The 22,288-nt window shown below is 65.8% G+C and carries 16 protein-coding genes; 14 read left to right on the top strand and 2 right to left on the bottom strand.

Going from position 1 to position 22,288, the window contains the following annotated elements:
* Positions 1 to 64: 64 nt before the first annotated feature.
* From N5D45_RS17060 to N5D45_RS17025, 8 genes are all read left to right on the top strand, one after another.
* On the top strand, positions 65 to 832 hold the full coding sequence (locus N5D45_RS17060) for an alpha/beta hydrolase (protein WP_095379073.1): 768 nt from the start codon (positions 65 to 67) through the stop codon (positions 830 to 832).
* Positions 833 to 941: 109 nt separating this feature from the next.
* Positions 942 to 1,307, top strand: a complete 366-nt coding sequence (locus tag N5D45_RS17055) for a NirD/YgiW/YdeI family stress tolerance protein (protein WP_026347019.1) — start codon at positions 942 to 944, stop codon at positions 1,305 to 1,307.
* Between the two features lie 340 nt (positions 1,308 to 1,647).
* Positions 1,648 to 2,154, top strand: a complete 507-nt coding sequence (locus N5D45_RS17050) for a CS1 type fimbrial major subunit (RefSeq protein WP_134958988.1) — start codon at positions 1,648 to 1,650, stop codon at positions 2,152 to 2,154.
* Positions 2,155 to 2,205: 51 nt separating this feature from the next.
* Entirely contained in the window at positions 2,206 to 4,929 is a 2,724-nt protein-coding gene (locus N5D45_RS17045; RefSeq protein ID WP_279939331.1) for a TcfC E-set like domain-containing protein, read from the top strand.
* A gap of 20 nt (positions 4,930 to 4,949) precedes the next feature.
* On the top strand, positions 4,950 to 6,056 hold the full coding sequence (locus N5D45_RS17040) for a CfaE/CblD family pilus tip adhesin (RefSeq protein WP_345782134.1): 1,107 nt from the start codon (positions 4,950 to 4,952) through the stop codon (positions 6,054 to 6,056).
* Between the two features lie 17 nt (positions 6,057 to 6,073).
* Positions 6,074 to 6,781: a pilus assembly protein gene (locus N5D45_RS17035; protein ID WP_279939330.1), complete on the top strand. Its 708-nt coding sequence runs from the start codon at positions 6,074 to 6,076 to the stop codon at positions 6,779 to 6,781.
* Positions 6,782 to 6,844: 63 nt separating this feature from the next.
* Positions 6,845 to 11,389 (top strand): ESPR-type extended signal peptide-containing protein, encoded by a 4,545-nt coding sequence (locus tag N5D45_RS17030; protein WP_279939328.1) that lies wholly within the window; start codon positions 6,845 to 6,847, stop codon positions 11,387 to 11,389.
* 69 nt (positions 11,390 to 11,458) lie between these two features.
* On the top strand, positions 11,459 to 12,202 hold the full coding sequence (locus N5D45_RS17025) for a hypothetical protein (protein ID WP_049453335.1): 744 nt from the start codon (positions 11,459 to 11,461) through the stop codon (positions 12,200 to 12,202).
* 176 nt (positions 12,203 to 12,378) lie between these two features.
* Here the strand turns inward: N5D45_RS17025 and N5D45_RS17020 are convergent, their stop codons facing one another.
* Complete coding sequence (locus tag N5D45_RS17020) at positions 12,379 to 13,023, bottom strand: hypothetical protein (RefSeq protein ID WP_279939327.1); 645 nt, start codon at positions 13,021 to 13,023, stop codon at positions 12,379 to 12,381.
* A gap of 236 nt (positions 13,024 to 13,259) precedes the next feature.
* The gene (locus tag N5D45_RS17015) at positions 13,260 to 15,683 is read right to left on the bottom strand and encodes a penicillin-binding protein 1A (protein ID WP_279939326.1); all 2,424 of its coding nucleotides are present in this window, start codon (positions 15,681 to 15,683) and stop codon (positions 13,260 to 13,262) included.
* 219 nt (positions 15,684 to 15,902) lie between these two features.
* On the opposite strand from N5D45_RS17015, the gene N5D45_RS17010 reads away from it, so the two are divergent.
* The 6 genes from N5D45_RS17010 (at position 15,903) to N5D45_RS16985 (ending at position 22,284) form a co-directional block, all read left to right on the top strand.
* The gene (locus N5D45_RS17010; RefSeq protein ID WP_010484061.1) at positions 15,903 to 16,961 is read left to right on the top strand and encodes a pilus assembly protein PilM; all 1,059 of its coding nucleotides are present in this window, start codon (positions 15,903 to 15,905) and stop codon (positions 16,959 to 16,961) included.
* Entirely contained in the window at positions 16,961 to 17,851 is an 891-nt protein-coding gene (locus tag N5D45_RS17005) for a PilN domain-containing protein (protein ID WP_279939325.1), read from the top strand. The genes N5D45_RS17010 and N5D45_RS17005 overlap by 1 nt, the downstream gene beginning before the upstream one ends.
* The gene (gene pilO, locus N5D45_RS17000; RefSeq protein WP_010484063.1) at positions 17,848 to 18,504 is read left to right on the top strand and encodes a type 4a pilus biogenesis protein PilO; all 657 of its coding nucleotides are present in this window, start codon (positions 17,848 to 17,850) and stop codon (positions 18,502 to 18,504) included. The genes N5D45_RS17005 and pilO overlap by 4 nt, the downstream gene beginning before the upstream one ends.
* Positions 18,505 to 18,530: 26 nt before the next feature.
* The gene (locus N5D45_RS16995; RefSeq protein WP_010484064.1) at positions 18,531 to 19,037 is read left to right on the top strand and encodes a pilus assembly protein PilP; all 507 of its coding nucleotides are present in this window, start codon (positions 18,531 to 18,533) and stop codon (positions 19,035 to 19,037) included.
* Between the two features lie 21 nt (positions 19,038 to 19,058).
* A complete protein-coding gene (locus N5D45_RS16990) occupies positions 19,059 to 21,032 on the top strand; it encodes a type IV pilus secretin PilQ family protein (protein WP_049437119.1) in 1,974 nt (657 codons plus the stop codon).
* A 226-nt stretch (positions 21,033 to 21,258) separates the two neighbouring features.
* Positions 21,259 to 22,284, top strand: a complete 1,026-nt coding sequence (locus N5D45_RS16985; protein WP_019659996.1) for a MoxR family ATPase — start codon at positions 21,259 to 21,261, stop codon at positions 22,282 to 22,284.
* Positions 22,285 to 22,288: the final 4 nt, after the last annotated feature.

Below are 22,288 nucleotides of genomic sequence, written 5' to 3'. Positions count from 1 at the left end.
ATCGACAGTGGGCCGGATCCGCGCTGCCTAGCATCAGCACTCCTCTCAGCTGCAATGGAACTCCATGGCCAACACTTTCCATCGCGTGGGGCACGGCCCTCACGCTGTCCTGGTGCTGCATGGCTGGTTCGGCGACGCGCACGCGTTCGAGCCGATCGAGCCATGGCTGTCACGCGATGACTTCAGCTACTTCTTCATGGACTGCCGCGGCTACGGCGGCATGCGCGATGCGCAAGGGGCCTACACCATCGACGAGATTGCATCCGACGCATTGGACCTGATGACGTCCCTCGGCCTTGAACACTTCAGCCTGGCAGGTCATTCGATGGGCGGCATGGCCATTGAACGCGTGGCGGTGCTTGCGCCGGAACGTGTGCGCGGCATGGTGGCCATTGCGCCGGTGCCCTGCGGCGGCATTGCCTACGACGCTGCGACGCGACGCCTGCTTGAAGCGGCAGCCGGAGACGTCGGCATCCGCCGGACCATCATCGATCGCAGTACCGGCGGACGGCTGCCTGCGCAATGGCTCGACTGGAAGGCCGCGTATTCGGCGGCACATGCGTCACCTGCGGCATTTGCTGCCTATCTTCCGGCGTGGGCGGATACCGACTTCAGCAGCGAGGTCGTCGGCAACCATCGGTTGAAGGTGCTGGTAGGTGGGCACGATCCCACCTTCAACCGTGCACTGATGGAGCGCACCCATCTGCGCCGCTACCGGCAGGCCACGATGGATGTCCTGGCCGATGCCGGGCATTACCCGATGAATGAGGCGCCGCTGGCCCTGGTGGCGGCGATGGAATCATTCCTGAAAGACGCGTCGGGTCCGCGATGAATGGTTTCTGACATGGGATGTCGTTTTCACATCTTTTCGGAGTTATTGCATGGGCGTCACTTTCGAGGCGAGGGAAGCTGTGGGCACTTATCCCTGCATGGACAACACCATGAACCGACGACTCACCCTTGCGCTCATCGCCACCACGTTGAGCCTGCTCAGCGCTGGGGCCTTTGCCCAGTACACCGGCCCGGGCGCCACCCATGCCGTCACCACGGTTGCCGAGGCGCGCGCCCAGCGTGACGATCAGCCGGTGGTGCTGCGGGGCACGCTGGTGGCCAGGATCGGCCACGAGCGCTACCGCTTCAAGGACGCCACCGGCGAGATCGATGTGGAAATCGACGACAAGGATCTGCCCAGCCACCAGGCCGTCAGCGCGACCACCGTGGTGGAGCTGCACGGTGAGGTGGATACGCACCGCTTCAAGCCCACCGACATTGATGTGGAGCACGTCGCCGTGGTGCCTGCGCATTGAAGGTCGTTCGCGATTTCTACACGTAGCGTCGAGCCGTGCTCGACTCATGCGCACACGGTGCGCCTCAAGCGACAGTCGAGTATCGCTCGACGCCACAAATGCAACGCAATGAGGTTTCTTGCATTCAAGTCGTGAGGAAATTTGCATAATCCTCAAACATTGAAAGCCCTCAAGAATTCTTCTTAACGTCCAGCTATTTAGGAATTGTTGCATGGCCTGCGTGCGGTAGGCCTACCTACCATTCTCTCGTCGCCCGTGACCACCTCCACGGGCGGCGCCTCCCTCCCTTTCTCCTTGGGGAGGGGGGCTTTCAAATTCCCCCTGTCCGAGAGAGACACACATGCACGCCATTCTGAAGAAGGCCACGCTCGCTGCAGCGCTGGCCACCGTTTCGCTGTCCGCCAACGCGTTCGACGCCGACATCAAGGTCTGGGCCAACGTCGACCCGACCCTGGCCCTGCTGAAGGCCGATGGCACCGCGCTGGACTCCGTCGTGAACCTGGTCCACAACCCGGTCAGCGGCCTGGTGCCGTGGACCCAGCAGGTGCGCATCTACTCCAACGACGAAGACAAGGACATCGAAGTGCGCGTCGGCAGCGCCCCGCAGCTGCTCAATACCGATGGCAGCGGCGCCCCGGTACCACTGACCGTCAGCCTCAACGGCAAGGCGCTGACCGTGGCCGCACAGGACTTCACCGCCTCCGACCTGTTCGACGGCGCACTGCCGGGCGCATCGATCCCGATGCCGCTGCGCATTGCGCAGACCACCCAGGCGCCGATCGTCAAGGGCGGTACCTACGAAGGCATCGTCACCATCGCCATGCAGCAGAAGACCGCCAGCCCGTAAGGCGCCCGCGCCGGCCCGCATCCCGGGCCGGCCGCTTCCGGTAACACCCCCATGAAATTTCCCGCACCCGCCGTCACCCGGCTGGCGGTCGCGCTCGCCCTGTCGTTGGCCACGCCCCTGGTCGCGGCGCGAGGCGTTCCCGCCGGTTTCGAGGATCTGGTCGAAGGCCAGACCGAACAACTTGAGGTGCGCCTGTTCGGTCGCTCGACCGGGCTGGTGCCGGTGCGCGTGACTCTGGAACACGTGCAGCTGGAAGCCCCGGCCGAGGCGCTGCAGGCATTGCAGCTGCCCGCCGAGGCACAGGCCGCGTTGTTGCCAGCGCTGTCGCAGCCGCTGCCGCGCAACAGCCATCTGGCCTGCCGTTACGGCGGCGCCAGCGCCGGTTGCGGTTACATCGATCCCCCCGAGGAGCCCACCGCCGTGCGCGCGCTGTATGACGAAGGCGAGGGCGCCGTGCGCCTGTTCGTCGCCCGCCAATGGATTCCCGGCGAACCGGCCGCCGAGCGCTACCACCAGGTCAGCGCCAATGCCGAAAATGCCTTCCTGCACCAGCACACGCTCAACGTCAGCGGCGGCCGCGGCTACCAGTCGCTGGCCGCGCAGGGCATGGGCGCGCTGGGCGTGTTGCAGCGCGGGCACCTGTCTGCCGATTGGACCTTCAGCCAGCAGCACTATCGCGGCGGCCGCGCCAACCGCGACTTCCAGCTGGACAACGCCTATTACCGCCATGACCTGGGGCAGCAGCACTACCTGCAGGCCGGGCGCATGGACCGCCGCAACCTGAGCAGCCCGCAGGGCGGCACCTTCAGCTTCAGCATGCTGCCGATGGACCGCTTCCAGGGCCTGCGCCTGGGCACCACGCAGGCCTACGTGGATTCGGCGGCCGCCGTACAAGCCACGCCGCTCACCGTGCTGCTGGCACGCGATGCACGCGTGGATGCGTTCGATGGCGAGCGCCTGCTGCAGACCTTCTACCTGCAGGCCGGTATCAACCAGCTCGATACGCGCCGGTTTCCGCTGGGCAACTACACCGTCACCCTGCGCATCTACGAAGACGGTGTGCTGGTGCGCAGCGAGGACGCGCCGTTCGACAAGGGCGGCGACTGGACCGACAGCAGCGTGCAGTGGTTCATGCAGGGTGGCCGCCGTAACGAGCGCCGCAGCGACCGTTTCAACGACGAGCTGGCAGCGATGGCCGGCCTGCGCGTGCCGGTATCGCGCAACGTGGCAGTGACGGCCGGCATCGCCGACCTCGGCGGCTTCAGCTATGGCGAACTGCGGCTGGACCTGCGCCATGTGTTCGCCACCCAGGAGATTCGCGGCACCTTCAGCGGCATGCACGGCAGCGACGGCAGCCGCGGCCAGCAGCACCAGCTGTCCTACCGTCGCCGCGCCTCGTGGAATGTGTACCACCAGCGCATGCGCGGCCGCGCCTGCCAGTTCGAGGACGACGCGCGCGACCGGCTCGGCTGTGCCGACTCGCTCAGCGCCTCGATGGCGCTGCCAGTGGCGGGCGGCAATGCCTACGTGGCCTACACCCGCCGCCAGACCTGGCGCGCAGGCACCGTGCAACCAGGGCTGGGGGATGACCCGCTGGCCGGGCTCGACCCGCTGCTGCCGCCGTGGGTGCCAGAGCGCACGCGCGTGCCGCAGCTCAGCCGCACCTGGCAGGCCAGCTACAGCCGCAGCCAGCGCTGGGGCGAGTTCAGTGTCTCCAGCCGCATCGGCGTGTGGCAGCAGACCAGTGGCGGCGGCCTGCGCGATGGTCGTGACCGCGGCATCTACTTCAACGTCAGCCTCAACCGCCTGCAGCGCGGTGATCGCGGCAGTTCGCAGCGGCGCTACGGCCTGGATGTGCGCCAGCCGCAGCACGCGCGGCCCGACATCAACTACAGCGCCGGCCAGACCCTGCGCCAGGAATACGAAGACCAGTACCGCGAAGTGTCGGGCGAACTGCGCGGCAACAACAACGAACGCTACAGCGCCACGCTCAGCGGGCAGCTGCAGAACCGCATCGGCCAGACCGGTGCCACGGTATCGCGCTACCAGCACCAGGGTGGCAATGAAGTGGCGTACAGCGCCACGCACAGTTCCGGGCTGGCCATCGGCTCGCGTGGGCTGTACTGGGGCGCAGGCGTGGGTGCCGATGCCGGGTTGGCGGTGCAGGTGGATGGCACCGACGACCTGGACCTGACCGGCGTGGCTGCCGAACTGCAGGTGGGCGGACTGCGCCGGCAGCGGCTGAAGCTGGGCGAACGCCGCCTGCTGCCGGTGTCCGCCTACCAATCGCACCGCGCCGAAGTGCAGGACGCCAGCGCACTGGACAGCATCGCCGCGGTGCGTGTGAGCGGTGTGGGCGGTGCGCGCCCGCTGTTCCTCTCGCCCGGGCGGCTGGTGCGCATGCCGGTGCCGATTGAAGTGACCTACACCTTCATCGGCAACGCCCACGACATCGCTGGTGCACCGCTGCGCGGCGCCCGCATTCTCAACGCGCCGGTGCCCGGCACCGGCAGCAACGGAGGCTTCGTGGCCGACTTTCCACGACGCGAAAAGACCCTGTACCTGCTGCAGGACGACCGGCTGCTGCACTGCCCGCTGCAGGTGCGCGAGCGCCGCAGCGTGGTGATGCTGGTGGGCGCCGTGCAGTGCGAACCGCTGGCCGTGGCGCAGCTGCCTGCCGACATCCGCCATCAGGCACGGGTGACGCGACTGCTGCAGGAGCAGGCCTTGATTGCCGCCACGCCGCAGACCGCGGCCGCAGGAGGTGCGCAGTGAACCGCCGGGTGTGGTGGGTGATGGCGGTGCTGTGTGCGCTGGTGGTGTTGGCGCCACGGGCGATGGCGCAGCAGCCGCCGGAGACCGATCCGCCAAGTGGAGACATTGTTCAGCACATTGCCCAGCGCTGGGACAGATCAGCACTTCCCGTCGAAGTTGAATTGCTTGCCCCCAAAACACTACTTGGCTATAGCAAACGGCCCGAAATGGGCTTGGGCGAGCTACATCTTACTTGCAGATCCAACTCGGATCCGGCGACAGGTAGCTGTCCTGAAAGTGATACCGGTGAGAACGGCTCGTATAGGAGTCGCGTCCCCCTTCGATTCGTTGAGCAACGGAGTGGACTACCAACTGAAGTGAATGTAGAGGGATGGCTTGACCGCGCTGAGTCCGGGCGAGGATGTAATGACTACTGGCAGCCTCATGTGCGGCCTCTCTGGACCACGTTCTCGGCAGCCTGCGTTACGCCCGCAAGTGGCACGGCTCTGTCACTCCGGATTCCAGCTGCTGAACTCCGTCAGCTCGTTGCTGGCCGCTGGAAAGCAAATCTTGAGCTGTCGCTGAGAGATGGCTCCGGAGGATCGCTCGCGCGCTACATATTCGTGTTCGACTTCACCATCACCGACTACAACGCGGTCTCCATCTACTTCCCGCTCTTCGACCAGGTCACCCCGCACGTCGGCCTGAACCTGCAGTACGACCCGATCGCACAGACCGTCGGCGGCCGAACCCAACTCGACATGTGCCTGTATGACGGTCTGGGCTCGCAAAGCCAGTACCTGGGCGTCACCGTGCGCGACAGCGGGCCGCGTCCTCCGGGGCCTTCCGGCTATTCGGTCTGGCATACCGACGGCGGCAGTGACGCTACGCAACGCGTGGACTACACCGTCACCCTCGATCACAACGGCAGCGCCTTGCCCATGCGCAACGGTGTGGAGCAGCTGCTGCATGGCATCGATACCGCAAAGCTGCGCCTGGTGCTGTTACCCGGCATGACGCAGCCGGTGTTCTGCGTGCCCACGCCTTTGACGCTGGATACCCCCCGTGTGCCGGTCAGCAGCAAACGCCCCGGCTATTACGACGGCGATCTCAAGGTGGAACTGCGCGTTCCCACTGTCACGCCCTGATTCCCATGGAGCCCCCGATGAAGCCTCTCATTCGCTGCCTGCTTCCCTTGTCGCTGCTGATGGCGATGCCTGTCCACGCCAATCTCACCGTGCACCCCATGCGCACGTCGGTGGACGTAAAGAAGGGTGCGCAGATCCGCATCTATTCGCAGTCCACCCAGCCGCAGTACGTGCAGGCCTCCATCAAGCGCATCGTCAATCCAGCCGGCGCGGATGAGCAGGAGGTCGAGGTCGAGCCCGGCGAAGCGGCCATCGCCATCACCCCCGGCAAGTTTGCGCTGGCCGGCGGCGGCAATCGCCTGATCCGGGTGATTCCGCTGCAGCCGGTCGAGAAGGAAACCGCCTACCGCGTGTACTTCGAAGGTATGCGTGGCCCTGAAGGGATCGAACGTGCAGGCGAGGGCGAGCGCGCACAGGCCAACATCGGCGTCAGCCTGGTCTGGGGCGCGCTGGTCAATGTGCTGCCTGCGCAGGCAGCCATGGCGGTGCAGGTGGAAGGCAATCGCCTGCGCAACACCGGCACGGTGCGCGTGGGCATCACCAGCATCGCCGACTGCGATGGCGCGCGCTGCACCGCGCACGACGTGTCGCGAAGCCTGTACCCGGGCAGCGCGCTGGAACTGCCTTTCCCCGTGCAGCCCGGACACACGCTGCAGATGCGCTATCGCCTGACCCGCGATGGCTATCGCGAGCACGTACAGACCCTGGCGCCCAGCGCCGGTTGATTCCCCAGCCCCGCCAGCGGCGCTGGCGGGTTTTGACTTGAACTGGCTGTTAAGGAGTAAGCAATGAACCATATCTATAGACGTGTGTGGAATCGAACCCGTCAATGCTGGGTTGTCGCCAGCGAACTGGCGTCGACCGCAGGTAAGCCGCGGTCAACGGTTGCAGGCGCAGTGTTGCTTGGGCTTGTTCTTGCGGTTCCCTCAGCGGAAGCCGGCGACATCATTGCGGCTGATGAATGCGATGAATCGATCTGGCAGGCGCTGTGCCTGAACGCGGGGGGGCGCGCAGGATCCTCTTCCGCATACTCGCTGTTCTCAGCTACGCCACGTGCAGGCGGACTTGCGTTGGAGCTTGGCTATCAAGCCAAGGCCAATGGCTATGGAAGTTCGGCCGTGGGACCTAACGCGAGATCCGAGGACTTCTACTCCGCTGCGTTTGGCTGGAGGGCGCTTGCCAGTGCATCCTGGAGTGTTGCTGCAGGTGCCAACGCTCAGGCAACCGAGTCCTTCGCCATAGCGATGGGCAGGGATTCAAAGGCGTCCGCCACGAGTGCAGTTGCTGTTGGAAGCCAGGCCGCCGCCAGTGGGCAGTCGTCGGTCGCGCTTGGAAGCTCGGCCGTTGCATCTGCAGATAGCGCTCACGCGCTCGGGTATCTGAGCCAGGCAACAGCAAAGTACGCGACGGCGGTGGGCCCCGTCTCCAAGGCATTCGGTGCATACTCAATCGCAGTGGGCAACCACGCGACGGCCATTGGCGACGACGCCATCGCAATTGGGCGAAGTGCAAAGACCGTGGACAGTTCCGCTGGCGTGTCTCGCATCGCCATCGGCGGGGGCTCGTTTGCCGGCTCGGATGGATGGACGGGGGCAATCGCACTGGGCGGTCTGTCCAAGGCCGAGAACGATGCCATTGCCCTTGGCTATGAAGCGCGGGCGTTGGGCGAGGGCGCGCTTGGCATGGGGCGCGGGGCTCAGGCATCAGGGCGAGGAGCGACTGCCCTTGGAAAATCTGCCTTGGCCAGTGATGAGTATGGAATTGCCGTTGGCTTCGAAGCGCTGGCTGGCAGTACCCACACAACCGCCGTCGGCACTCGTTCGAGTGCGGTGGGCATTGGTGCGACAGCCTATGGGAATTCGGCCTATGTAAATGGACGCAATGGTGTCGCGGTAGGTAGTGGCTCTCGTGTCGACCATGGAAGTTCCGAGGGCGCGATAGCGATTGGCGCCGATTCGCGCGCGGGCGCAGATGGATACAACGGCGCCATTGCCCTCGGCGGTAACAGCGCTGCCAGCCACGACAGCATTGCCATTGGCTACGGCGCATCCACGAGTGCTGCCGGCGCCATTGCACTGGGTCGGGGTTCTGTTGCGACCGAAGCAAATACGGTTTCGGTAGGTAGCGGGGCCACCAAGCGCCGGATCGTCAATCTGGCCGATGCGAGGCTGTCCAGTACCAGTACCGATGCGGTTACCGGCAAGCAGCTCAATTCCACCAACACCAACGTGACCAGGGCCCAGACCGCTGCCGACGCAGCGAAGACGACAGCTACGGCAGCACAGTCCACGGCCAATACGGCCAATACCAATGCCAACACAGCGTTGGCCAAGGCCAATGCGGTCAGTGGCCTGGTCAGCCAGGTCTCGGCCAGCGGCAACGTGCGTATTGGCGGCGAGAACACCGGCACCGTGCTGGATGTGCGCAACAAGTCCAACGCAGTTCGCAGTATCTCTGGTTTGAAGGATGGGGCGCTGAGTACGACCAGCACCGAGGCAGTCACGGGCAAGCAGCTCAACGCCACCAATGTGAATGTCAGCAAGGCGCAGGCTGCAGCCGACGCAACGACTGCGCGGCTGAACGCCAGCGCCGTGGCCCTGGGCGCGGGAGCTGTCGCGGAGCAGGCCAGCTACGGCATCAGTACGGCGCTGGGTAACAACGCCAAGGCCTACAACGGCAAGAGCGTCGCCATGGGCGCGGACGCTCGCGCGACGGTGGACGACGCAGGCAACAAGATCAGTGGCAACGCGGGTGTGTCCATCGGTGCTGGCACCCGCAGTGGCAACGGTGCGGTGGCGCTTGGATTGGATGCCGTCGCAACGGGTGATCGAGGCGTTGCCGTCGGCCATGAGGCCTCCGGCAAAGGCACGCACGCCACCGCTCTGGGCTTCCAGAGCAATGCGTCGGCCAACCAGGCCACGGCGGTCGGGCGCGGCGCCGTAGCCAGCAGCCTGTATGCCTCGGCGGTGGGTAATCAGGCGAGCGCCACGGCGCAGAGCGCGTTGGCCCTTGGTGATCGCGCCAATGCGGCACATGCGGGCGCTGTTGCGCTCGGCAATGGCTCAGCCACGACTGGGACCAATCAGGTCTCGGTGGGCAATGGCTCGTTGAAGCGCAAAGTGGTCAATATGGCCGATGGTGCCTTGAGTACGTCCAGCAGTGAAGCGGTGACCGGCAAGCAGCTGCATGCCACCAACACCAGCCTGGCTGCTGTGAAGGCGACCGCGGACGGTGCGCAGGCGCGCGTGGCGGTGCTGGATGGTCTGGTGGGGCAGGTATCGGCAAGTGGCAACGTGCGCCTGGGCGCGGACAACACCGGCACCGTCGTCGACGTGGCCAACAAGAGTGGCGCCAAGCGCAAGCTGCAGAATCTGGCCAATGGCGTGCTCAGTACGTCCAGCACGGATGCAGTGACCGGGCAGCAGCTCAATGCCACCAACAGCGAAGTGACCAGTGTGCGCACCGCCGCAACCGCGGCGAAGACGGCGGCCGACGCTGCCCGTGGCATAGCCGATGGCGCTGTGCAGAAGGCTGATGCCTTGGGCGGACTGGTGGGCCAGGTGTCTGCCAGTGGCAATGTCCGCCTGGGTGCAGAGAACACCGGCACGATTGTGGATGTCGCCAACAAGAGCGGTGGCAAGCGGCGCATCTACAACATCGCCAACGGCACGCTGAGTGCAGGTAGCACCGATGCGGTGACCGGGCAGCAGCTGTTTGCGACCAATGCCACGGTGGAGACACAGCGACAGGCTTTGGCTGGGCACGCGCAGCAGCTGACGGATCAGGACGGGCGTATCACCGACAACCGGGTCGAGCTGGATGCGCTGCGTGCGGACTTCGATAACTTCGATCCGGATCTGGATGGCGTGGTCAAGTTCAGTGCTGATCGTCACCTGGTGGACATGGAAGGTGCGCGCGTATCGGGGGTGGCAGCGGGGGATATCAGTTCTGCGGCCAGTACGGATGCAGTGAATGGTGGGCAGTTGTTTGCGACCAACTTGGCTCTACGCAAGATTGAAGAGCGTGGCGAGTTCGTTCAGGTGGGTTGGGACGCGCAAAGCAGCAGTGCTGAGGCTGGGAGTCTGGCTGTGGCAATTGGCAGTGACGCTAAGGCAATCGGGAGTGGTGCAACTGCCATTGGCGCGTACTCACTTTCTTCTGGAATCAACTCTGTCGCTATCGGTAGGGGTTCGCAGGTTGCTCTTGGTGCTGAGGGCGGATTTGCGCTGGGGAGTGGAACAAAGGTTGCTGCTACATCGGGCGTGGCAATTGGTGTAGCAAGTCAGATCGCCAGTGGTGCGGATGGGGCAGTTGCATTGGGAGCGACGTCGATTGCCACCGAAGCGAATGTCGTTTCAGTGGGCAACGATACTTTGCGCCGGCGTATCGTGAACATAGATAGGGGGCGTGGAAGTAGTGACGCAGTAGTCGTTGCGCAACTTCGCGAATCTTTGGCGTTTCTTGGTGGTGGAGCCACATTGGACCAGCAAGGCAACGTCATCGGCCCTATGTACAATATTCAAGGAGGGGTCCATAGCACTGTCGATGAGGCCCTCACCGCCTTAGACTCCGCCGTAGTCACCACCGGTTCCCGCGTAGACCGCGTCGAAACCCAGCTCCGCTCGGTCTTCCAGGAAACGCCCTCCACCCGCAGCGACGGCACTGCCCAGCTCACCCTGGCCGGCGCCAATGGCATGGTCATTTCCAACGTGGCCAACGGCCTGATCGCGGCCGGCAGCCGCGAGGCGGTCAACGGTGGCCAGCTGCACGCCGTGCAGCAGCAGCTCAATGGCCGCATGGATGGGCTGGAGCAGCGCGTGGATAGCCAGCCGCAGTCGCGTGCGCTGGCAGCGGCTTCGGCCGCGCCGACCGAACAGGTCACGCCAACGCCGGAGGCCAGCGATTCGCCGCAGGTGGCCTCGGCAGGCGAGGGCGCGTCGCCCACGCCGCGGCCGAAGTCGAAGAAGGACGACGCGCCGTCGCCCACGCCGCAGGTCGATACCGCCGAACTGGAGAAGATGCTGGCCCGCGCCAACGAATACACCGATGGTGCCATCAGCAACTTCGAACGCCGCCTGGACAAGATGGACAAGCGCTTCAACCGCATGGCGGCGATGAGCAGCGCGCAGACGGCCATGGCCATGAATACCGCTGGCTTGGCCACCTACAACCGCCTCGGCGCGAGCGTGGGTTATGCCGAAGGCGAATCGGCCATGGCGGTGGGCTACCAGCGCGTGCTCAACGAAAAGGGCTCAGCCACCTTCAGCCTCAATGGTGCGTTCACCAACAGCGGTGAACGCAGCATGGGCGTGGGTGTGGGCATCGGCTGGTAAGCCATGCGGCCCCGGCGTGGTGCGCGTAACAAACCCCGCCGCGCCGGGGTCCTTGCCGAGGAGAAGGCAATGTACAGATGGGTAAGTGGAATCGTCAGCTATCGCACGTTCTATATCTGGCGGGCGCGCTTTCGCTACTACACCCGGAACCTGGATCTGTGGACGCTGATGAGCGGGCTATGCATTGCCGGTCTGCTGCTGGTGCTGTGGTACCTGTGGCAGATGCTGGGCGTACCGCCGCCGCGCGTGCAACCGAAAGCCGCGGCGCTGCGCATCGAAGGCGTCACCCGCGAGGCGATCCATCGCATCGTGCTGGTGCGTCACGCTGGCAGCACGCGGGGGGCCGAGTTCACCACGCCGGAGGACGTGCGGGCGAGTACGCTGCGCACGATGCGGGTACGGCAGGTGATGGACAGCGAGGTGGTGTGGCGTCTGAAGGCCGACATGCTGGCGGACATCGCTGACTACATCAACGTCACAGGCGGGTGCTTCCCCTACGACTGCCGGCAGATTCGGGATCGGTTGGACCCCGTGCGCAAGGCCGCTGTGGAGAATGCGCAGATCAACGCCTCACTGGCGACGATCCTGGACGTGCCGCTGGACCAGATGCCGCTCTTGAAGGGCGGCGAGCGTGAGCGGGTGAAGAGTGGGTGGTCGGATACGTTCAACGACGTCTACTTTCAGGCCGGCTTGCTGCGGGACCTGCAGGCCATGCATGCGCATATGATGCGGGAGTATCCACAGCGGGCCCCCGCGCCCTGGTTGCCACAGTTGCTCAGCGACCCGCTGCGCGATACCCGTTTCGTCTGGTAGCGGGAGCATGATGGGCGCCATCTGCCAGAGCAGGTAGCGCAGCTTTTGTAGAGTCGAGCCGCGCTCGACTGCTCTTCGGCCAGCAACCGATTGCCTGAAGCACGGTGCGGACCAACGGTCCGCACCCACCAAAGGCAGGTACTGCTGCGCTCGCCGGCCATGGGCCGGCGCTGCCGTCATCCGCCGATGTACGCGGTGATCTCGGCCTCGGCCAGCACCTGCCGCAACTGCGCGACAGACGCGCGCCGCATCGGCTTCTCATCGACCGGCGACAACGGTGCCTGACGCAGGGCGTCGTACGGCAGCACGGCCAGGTCGAAGGTCAGTTCCTCGGCACTGAACACCCACACCGGCACGTCCAGGCAGCGTTCGCGGTCCAGGCGCAGGCGGCGCGTCCGTGATTCGGCGGGGATGCCGTGCTCGTCCAGGAAGCGGTGCACGGCTTCCGGGTCGTCGCTGTGCAGGTGCAGTTGCACGGGGCTGTTGGCGTCGGCGGTGCCGTCCAGCACCGGGCCAGCCAGGCGCGGGGAGAAGCCGTGCAGGAACTCCAGCGCACGCATGGCAGCCTCTCGGCGGCGCTGCAGTTCGTTGCCGTGCCGGGGCCCGGAAAACAGCCGCTGGTACTCGCGCAGCGCGTCTTCGATCTCGGTGTTGCGGGGCAGGGAGGCATCGTCGTGGATGCCGAGCCGGCTGGCGGCCTTCAACTTGGCCTGGTGGTAGTCGCGGATGCCGCCTTCGGCCATCAGGCGGGCGGCTTCGTGGGCGAGGCGGTGGCGCCGCTCGCGGGTCTGGCTGGCAGCATGCTGACGGGCGCGATGCATGCGATGACTCCCTGTTGCGACCTGGCTACAGAGTAGCGCAGGGATGTGACATCTGCGTGGGTATGGCGCAGAGATGCCAACCAACGGTTGGCACCCACCACGGCAAACGGGTGCCGTTGATCCTGTAGAGCCGAGCCCATGCTCGGCTGCTCTACCGCGGGCCCCCGAAGCCGAGCATGGGCTCGGCTCTACAAAGGGCAGTGCCAACCAACGGTTGGCACCCACCGAATCCTTCCTCAGAAGATATCGAACGCGGCGGCGTCGGCCTGCGGCGTATTGAGGTTCAGGTCGTAGTCGGTCAGGCGGTCCATGTCTTCCACCTTCACCCACTCGGTCGCGCCGTTGAGGGTGGCCTGGACCATGCCGCTGGGCGGTTCGTTCTGCGCAATCGGGGTGTCCTTCAGCGCGGTGCGCATGTAGTCGATCCAGATCGGCAGGGCGGCCTTGCCACCGTATTCGCGGTAGCCCAGCGAGCGGAAGTCGTCGCGGCCCACCCACACGGTCGTCACGTACGGGCCGCCGAAGCCGGAGAACCAGGCATCGCGGTGGTCGTTGGTGGAGCCGGTCTTGCCGCCCACGTCCTCGCGGCCGAGCACCTTGGCCTGGGCGCCGGTACCGCGCTGGACCACGTCGCGCATCATCGACACCAGCTGGTAGGCGGTGCGGGCGTCGATCGCGCGCGGGGCGGTGCGGGCATCGGGGTTGACCGGCGCGGCCGGGGTCTCGGCCTTGGCTTCGGCCTTGGCCGCAGCAGCCGGGTCCACCTTCGTGGCCGGGGCGCCGAAGTTGAAGCCGTCCACCACCTGGTTGACCGGCTGGTCGCTGCTGCCGGCGCAGTCGCGGCAGGCCATCGCCGGATTTTCCTTGAACACCAGGTTGCCGTCGCGGTCGTTCACCTGGTCGATCAGCCAGGTGTCCACGCGCGAGCCGCCGTTGGCGAACACGGCGTAGCCACGGGCCACCGACAGCGGGGTGAGCGAGGCGGTACCCAGCGACATCGACAGGTTCGGCGGCAGTTCCGATTCGGCGAAACCAAATTCGCTGATGTACTTGCGCGCGTAGTCCACGCCCATGCCATCGAGCAGACGCACCGAGACCAGGTTGCGCGACTGCACCAGCGCTTCGCGCAGGCGCATCGGGCCGCGGAAACCGCCGCCGTCGTTCTGCGGGGCCCAGGTCTTGCCGCGGCGGTCGCGGAACACGACCGGGGCGTCGAGCACGATCGAGGCCGGGTTGTAGCCCTTGTCGAAGGCCGCAGCGTAGATGAAGGGCTTGAAGCTCGAACCCGGCTGGCGGCGGGCCTGGGTGGCACGGTTGAACTTGTTGCCGGAGAAGCTGAAACCGCCAACCAGCGCCTTCAGCGCGCCGCTGTGGGCATCCAGCGAGACCAGCGCGGACTGGCCGCGCGGGAGCTGATCCAGCAGCCACTCACCTTCCTTGGCACCGGCACGCACGCGCACGATGTCACCGCGCTGCACCAGCTTGCCCGGGGTCTTGTTGGTCCACTTGGCGGCACCGGCCGGCAGCACGATCTCGCTGCGGTTGGCCAGCACCACGGTGGCGCTGCCATCGGCACCGGTGCTGGCAACGATGGCCGGCAGCAGGCCGGCCTGGCCGTACAGGCCACGCAGGTGCTCGGCCAGGGCGGCGGCGTCTTCGCCGGCACCCACCTGCACCTGCTTCTCCACGCCGTGCCAGCCGTGGCGGTGGTCGTACAGCAGCAGGCCGTCGCGCACCGACTGGTTGGCGGCGGTCTGCAGGGTCGAATCGATCGTGGTGGTGACGTGGTAGCCCTTGTTGACCACGTCACCGCCGAAGCGGGCGATCATTTCCTGGCGCACCAGCTCGGCCACGTACGGGGCATCGACCTGCACCGGCGGCTCATGCGCGGTGGCGTGCATCGGCACGGCCTTGGCCGCGTCGGCCTCGGCCTGGCTGACGAACTTCAGGTCGGCCATGCGCTGCAGCACATAGTTGTCACGACGCTGGCGGGCGCGCTCCGGGTTGGAGATCGGGTTGCCCGAGGAGGGGAACTTGGGGATGCCGGCCAGCGAGGCCATCTCGTCCAGGTCCAGCTCGTTCAGCTTCTTGCCGTAATAGAACTCGGCGGCGGCGGCCACGCCGTAGGCACGGTTGCCGAAGAAACTCTTGTTCAGGTACAGCTCGAAGATCTCGTCCTTGCTCAGCTCGGACTCGATCTTCCGCGCCAGCAGGATCTCGGCCAGCTTGCGGGTGTAGCTGTACTCGGAGCTGAGGAAGAACTGGCGGGCCACCTGCTGGGTGATGGTGGAGCCACCCGGCACGCGCTTGTCGTTGGTGGTGGCCAGCAGCCACACCGCACGGCCGATGCCCATGTAGTCCACGCCGCCGTGCTCGTAGAAGCGGGCGTCCTCGGTGGCCAGGAAGGCCTGCTTCAGGCGCTCGGGCACGTCCTTCATGGTGATCGGGGTACGCCGGGTCTCGCCGAACACCGCCATCAGCTTGCCGTCGGCAGCGTAGACGTACATCGGCTCTTGCATTTCCACGTCGCGCAGGGTCTGCACGTCGGGAAGCTTGGAGGACACGGCGTAGTACAGACCGCCTACGGCGGCCGCGCCGATCAGCGCCAGGACCAGGACAATCAGGAAGATCCAGCGCAGCCAGCGGCGGAGTCGAGTCATCGGGTTCAGATTCCGATTGCGAATTTCGTGGTCGCAGAGTATAGATTACGCAAGGTGGCGGCTGGGGTCGTCGCCGGGGAGCGCAAGGGGAACAGTCAGGGGCTGCATGGTGAATCCGTGAGGGACTTCACAGCAGGGCCGTTGCCATTTGCTAAGAATACGTTATTAATGCTCGGGCGCAGGTCTTGCGTCCAAGTGCCCGTCGGCAGGGGAGAAACCGTGGGGCTCATCCCAAAAAGTCAGTCGCCGCTTGTAGGCGTCGACATCAGTTCGACTGCGGTAAAGCTTTTGCAGCTGTCCCGCAGTGGCAACCGTTTTCGTGTGGAACATTACGCCGTGGAACCTCTTCCGCCGAACGCGGTGGTGGAGAAGAACATCGTGGAAGTGGAGGCCGTGGGTGAGGCCATCCGCCGTGCGATGAACCGCTCGGGGAGCAAGGCCAAGCTGGCCGCTGCCGCCGTCGCCGGTTCGGCGGTGATCACCAAGGTGATCCCGATGCCGGCCGAGCTCGACGAAAACGACATGGAAGCCCAGATCGAGCTGGAAGCGGTCAACTACATTCCGTACCCGATCGAGGAAGTGAACCTGGACTTCGAGGTGATCGGGGCGATCCCGAACAACCCGGAGATGGTCCAGGTGCTGCTGGCCGCGTCGCGTTCGGAGAACGTGGAACTGCGCCAGTCGGCCCTGGAACTGGGGGGGCTGCAGGCCAAGGTGATGGACGTGGAGGCCTTCGCGGTCGAGAACGCCTACGCCCTGGTCGCCAGCGAGCTGCCGGTGTCCATCGAGGGCGTGGTCGCGCTGGTCGATATCGGCGCCACCATGACCACCCTCAACGTCCTGCGCGGCGGCCGCAGCCTGTACAGCCGCGAACAGGTGTTCGGTGGCAAGCAGCTGACCGACGAGATCATGCGCCGTTATGGCCTGAGCTACGAGGAAGCCGGCCTGGCCAAGCGCCAGGGTGGGCTGCCGGAAAGCTACGAGATGGAAGTGCTGGAGCCGTTCAAGGAAGCCACGGTCCAGCAGATCAGCCGCCTGCTGCAGTTCTTCTACGCAGGCAGCGAGTTCAACCGCGTTGACCACATCGTGCTGGCCGGCGGCTGCGCCGTGCTCGGCGGCCTGCCGGAAATGGTCGAAGAACAGCTGGGCGTGCCGACCGTGGTCGCCAACCCGCTGGCGCAGATGACCCTGGGGCCGAAGGTGAACGCACATGCGCTGGCCCAGGATGCCCCCGCGCTGATGATCGCCACCGGTCTGGCGCTGAGGAGCTTCGACTGATGGCACGCATCAATCTATTGCCCTGGCGCGCCGAGCGGCGCAAGCAACGCCAGCGCGAGTTCTACGCAATGCTGGGCATGGCCGCGATCGGTGGCCTGCTGCTGTCGCTGGTGATCTGGTTCTATTACGACCGCCAGGTGAGCGGCCAGATGGACCGCAACGCCTATCTGGAAGCCGAGATCGAAAAGGTCAAGGAACAGAACAAGGAGATCGACCGCCTCGACGCGCAGAAGGAACGCCTGCTGGCCCGCAAGAAGGTCATTGAGGAACTGCAGGCCAAGCGCTCGCAGATGGTGCACCTGTTCGATGCGCTGGTGCGCACGATTCCCGATGGCCTGGTGCTGACCGCGCTGAAGCAGGAAGGCGACGTGCTGACCCTGGAAGGCCGCACCCAGTCCAACGCCCGTGTTTCGGCATACATGCGCAACCTGGAGACCTCCGGTTGGATGACCAACCCGGAACTGTCGATCATCGAAGCGCGTGATCCCGAGAAGGACAAGGACGGCAAGGTTGGCCCGCTGGCCGACATCAAGGCGCTGCCCTATGTGTTCGTGGTCAAGGTGAAGCTGCCGGCACAGAGTGAGGAAGTGGCCGGAACGCCAGGCCTCAACGCCGATGGTTCGGTGGCAACGCCGGCGCCGCCCGCAGTGGCCCCGCTTGCCGCCGGCCCGGATGCAGCGGCGCCTGCTGCACCGGCCGCAGGCCAGCCCGCTGCTGCTCCGGCTGCACCCGCCCCCACCGCCGCGCCGGTCAGCGCACCTGCTGCCACCCCGGCCGCGCCGAACCAGCCGGCAGCCCCGGCTGCCAAGCCTGCGCCGAAGCCCGAGGGCAGCCGCCTGGCGCAGCCGCCGCAGGCCTTCAACGCCCCGCTGCAGGGGGATCGCGCATGAGCCAGAAAATCGATCTGAAGAACCTGGATTTCAACGACATCGGCAACTGGCCGCAGAAGGCCAAGATCGTCTTCTGCTCGCTGTTGGCGCTGGTGATCATGTTCGTTGCGTGGATGCTGCTGATCAGTGGCAAGCGCGAGGAACTGGCCGGCCTGGAATCGAAGGAAGTCGATCTGCGTGCCGAGTTCACCAAGCAGCAGGAGCGCGCGGTGAACCTGGCACCGCTGAAGCAGCAGCTGGCACAGATGGAACAGGTGCTGCAGCAGATGTTGCGGCAGCTGCCCAGCAAGACCGAAATGCCGGACCTGATCATCGACATCTCGCAGACGGCGTTGTCCAGCGGCCTGACCAACGAGCTGTTCGAGCCGGAGCAGGAGCAGGTCAAGGAGTTCTACGCCGAAAAGCCGATCAAGCTGCGCATGGTGGGCAGTTACCACCAGTTCGGTGCTTTCGTCAGTGGCGTGGCGTCGCTGCCGCGCGTGGTCATCCTGACCATGCACGACATCAACCTCAAGCCCAAGGACAAGGCCACCGGCAACGCCCGCAGCGGTGCGCTGGAACTGTCCGGCACGGTCAAGACCTATCGCTATCTGGATGAGACCGAGGTGCAGGCACAGCAGGCGGCTGACGCCGGCAAGGAGGAGAAGAAGTGATCCGTTCCCTCTTTGCGCGTTGTGGGATGGCAGCCGTCGTGCTGATGCTGGCCGCGTGCGGCCGCGATGTGACCAGCACGCCGGGTGATGCGCCGAACCTTGAAAAGTGGGTGGAAGGCGAGCGTGCCCGACCGGCGCAGCCGCTGGAGCCGCTGCCGGTGATGCAGCAGTTCGAAACCTTCGAATACTCCGCACAGGGTCTGCGCGACCCGTTCACCGATGCCTGGACCAATCCGCAGCAGGGGAATGGCGGATTGCGTCCGGATCCGAACCGGCGCAAGGAGCCGCTGGAAGGCTTCCCGCTGGATGCACTGGACATGGTCGGTACCATCGGCACCGGCGCCGCTACCGTGGCGCTGGTGATGGGGCCGGACAAGGTGACCTACCGGGTACGCCCGGGCGGGTACCTGGGGCAGAGCGACGGGCGGGTCACGGCGGTCTTCGAGGACCACGTGGAGCTGATCGAACTGGTGCCGGATGGCGCGGGCGGCTGGCTGGAACGGCCGGCAACGCTCTCGCTTGAAGATCAATGATCGTTTACTGGGGATAGCACGATGACCTTTCACCAAGCCAAGGGGCTGCGTCCCATCCGGCGCTCTACCTTGAACCGTGTCAGCGCGTTGGGAGTCGCGCTGATGCTGGCCTGCGCTCCGGCGCTGGCCGCCGCACCGGCCGAGAAGCCGGTGGGCGCCACTGTGGCACCGGCGGCAGCGCCGGCGGGCCTGTCGGTGGCCAAGATCGATTTCAAGCGCGGCGATGATGGCGCCGGGCGCCTGATCGTCCAGTTCGACGGCCAGGGCGCGGTCCCGGACCTGCGGACGCAGGGCAACAGCGTGGTGGTCGATGTCGGTAACGCCCGGCTGCCGGCCAACCTGCAGAAGCCGATGAACGTCACCGACTTCGCCACGCCGGTGCAGCGCATCGACGCCAAGCCGTCCGGTGCCGGTACCCAGCTGGTGCTCAGTACCGGTGGCGCGGTGGAGTCGCTGGCCTACCAGAGCGGCAACGAGTACGTGGTGGAGATCAGCCCGCGGCAAGCGCCCGCCGCGGTGGGCGCGGTCACCGCCGGCAGCGTCACCCAGGCTGCCAAGGCGGTGGGGCAGCGTGGCTTTACCGGCAAGCCGGTGACCTTCAACTTCCAGGACGTGCCGGTGCGCACCGTGCTGCAGTTGATCGCCGAAGAATCCAATCTCAACGTGGTGGCGTCCGATTCGGTACAGGGCAATGTGACCCTGCGCCTGGTCAACGTGCCGTGGGACCAGGCGCTGGACATCGTGCTGCGCGCCAAGGGCCTGGACAAGCGTCGCGATGGCAGTGTGATCTGGGTCGCTCCGCAGGCTGAGCTGGCCAAGTTCGAGCAGGAGAAGGAAGACGCGCGCATCGCCATCGAGAACCGCGAAGACCTGGTCACCGATTACGTCCAGATCAACTACCACAGCGCCACGCAGATCTTCAAAGCGCTGACCGAGGCCAAGGGCATCGGCGGCGGCAGTGGCGGCGGCAATGGCGGTGGTGGCGGTTCGTCGCAGGAAGACAGTGGTTTCCTGTCCTCGCGCGGCCGTATCGTGGCCGACGAGCGCACCAACACGCTGATGATCAGCGACATCCCGAAGAAGATCGCGCGCATGCGTGAGCTGATCGGTGTGATCGACCGTCCGGTTGACCAGGTGCTGATCGAAAGCCGCATTGTCATCGCCACCGATACCTTCGCCCGCGAGCTGGGTGCGAAGTTCGGCATCAGCGGCAGCCGCGACAACGTGTACTTCAGCGGCAGCCTCGCTGCCAACGAGGAAACCCGCAAGTCGCAGGTCGATACGGCACTGGCCAACGCCAAGGCGGTCCGTGAGTGGCAGGCGGGTGGCAGCGTCGGCCCGGCCCCGGTTCCCAGCGGCCCGACCATCAAGCGCGGCCTGAACTGGAACCTGCCGGTGGCTACGGCCAGCAACCCGGGTTCGTTGGCGCTGTCGATCCTCAACGCTGGCTACCTGCTGGACGTGGAGCTGTCGGCCATGCAGGAAGAGTCGCGAGGTGAGGTGATCTCCAACCCGCGCGTGGTCACCACCAACCAGCGCGAGGCCATGATCAAGCAAGGCAAGGAAATCGGCTACGTCACCATCAGCGGCACCGGTGCTGCCGGTGGCGCGGGCTCCACCCCGAACGTGCAGTTCAAGGAAGTGGTGCTGGAACTGCGGGTGACCCCGACCATCACCAACGACAACCGCGTGTTCCTCAACATGCAGGTGAAGAAGGATGAAGTCGACCGCCTGATCGAACTGCAGGGCTACGGCACGGTGCCGTCGATCAACCGCCGCGAGGTCAACACCGCGGTGCTGGTCGAGGATGGGCAGACCGTGGTCATCGGTGGCGTGTACGAGTTCACCGACCGCAGCAGCATCAGCAAGGTGCCGTTCCTGGGCGACGTGCCGTTCCTGGGCAACCTGTTCAAGAAGCGCGGCCGCAACAAGGACAAGGCCGAGCTGCTGGTGTTCGTGACGCCGAAGGTGTTGCGCGTGGCCAAGCAGAACTGAGCCCGCGCCACCCGCGAAACGAAGAAGGGCCGCCATGCGCGGCCCTTCTTCGTTTCCACCCGTAGAACCACGCCGCCCATGTCCAGTAGATCCACGCCATGCGTGGATAGCCCAGTAGATCCACGCCATGCGTGGATGGGCCGTTCAGCCGTTCTTGATGCCAATCGCAGGGCACCCTGCGATGATGTCGGGAACCCGTGCCGTCCCGCGCCGGTCAAAGGCCCCCATGAACCTGCCACCGCCGATGCCCGAAACCGTCTCGCCGCCGCCCGCGCCGGCCACCTCCCGCCTGCATGGCGCCTTCACCCAGCTGCGCGATGCCCTGTCGGCCGAGATCGTCGGCCAGGCGGCACTGGTCGAACGCCTGCTGATCGCGCTGCTGGCCGATGGCCACCTGCTGGTGGAAGGCGCTCCGGGCCTGGCCAAGACCACGGCGATCCGCGCGCTGGCCTCGCGCCTGGAAGCTGACTTCGCCCGCGTGCAGTTCACCCCGGACCTGCTGCCGGCCGACCTGACCGGCACCGAGATATGGCGTCCGCAGGAAGGTCGCTTCGAATTCGTACCCGGACCGATCTTCCACCCGATCCTGCTGGCCGATGAAATCAACCGCGCGCCAGCCAAGGTGCAGTCCGCACTGCTGGAAGCGATGGGCGAGCGCCAGGTTACCGTTGGCCGCCACACCTACGCGCTGCCGCCGCTGTTCCTGGTGATGGCCACGCAGAACCCGATCGAACAGGAAGGCACCTTCCCGCTGCCGGAAGCACAGCTGGACCGCTTCCTGATGCATGTGCGCATCGGCTACCCGGACCAGGCTGCCGAATCGGAGATCCTGCGCCTGGCCCGCGAGCGCGCCCGTGGCGCACTGGGCGAAGCCGCACCGGCGCCGGAAAAGCTGCCGATGCAGGATGTGTTCGATGCCCGCCGCGAAGTGCTGGACCTGCACATGGCGCCGGCGCTGGAGCGCTACCTGATCGAGCTGGTGCTGGCTTCGCGTGATCCGGCGCGCTATGACGCTGGCCTTGGCCGCCGCATTGCCTGGGGCGCCAGCCCGCGCGGTTCCATCGCACTGGAACGCTGCGCGCGTGCGCGCGCCTGGCTGGCCGGCCGCGATTTCGTCACCCCTGATGATGTGCGTGCGGTCGCTGCCGACGTGCTGCGCCATCGCGTGCTGCCCAGCTACGAAGCTACTGCCGAAGGCTGGGATGGCGAACGCCTGGTGCAGGAGCTGCTGGCCCGGGTGCCGGCACCCTGAGCCT

This window comes from Stenotrophomonas sp. GD03819 (assembly GCF_029841665.1).
Classification (GTDB): Bacteria; Pseudomonadota; Gammaproteobacteria; order Xanthomonadales; family Xanthomonadaceae; genus Stenotrophomonas; species Stenotrophomonas geniculata.
This window is presented reverse-complemented; position numbering and strand designations above follow the sequence as displayed.